At 72.6% G+C, this 223-nt stretch carries 1 protein-coding gene; it reads left to right on the top strand.

From position 1 onward, the window contains the following. Positions 1-36: 36 nt before the first annotated feature. Positions 37-223 (top strand): hypothetical protein (locus E4K09_RS28730; RefSeq protein WP_204985679.1); only part of this gene is annotated, 187 nt, incomplete at its 3' end.

Raw genomic sequence — 223 nt, 5'->3', positions numbered from 1 at the left:
GGGGTTTTGGCGGCAGGGGCTTGAGCCCCAGGGATCTTGGCCTCGGGAAGGGTGGCCGTCTTCGTCCTCGTGTCCTTGGCCGGGTTCTTCGGCGTCGATCCCGTGACGGGACTGTCGACGGCGCTCGCGGCAGCCACGACGATGGCGCTGTCAGGCCGCGGCGGCGGCAGGGGGGCGGAGCTTGCCGCCGCAACCTCCGTGACGCCGCGCGGCTCGCTCAGCA

The organism is Microvirga pakistanensis (assembly GCF_004458765.1).
GTDB classification, from domain to species: domain Bacteria; phylum Pseudomonadota; class Alphaproteobacteria; order Rhizobiales; family Beijerinckiaceae; genus Microvirga; species Microvirga pakistanensis.
This window is presented reverse-complemented; position numbering and strand designations above follow the sequence as displayed.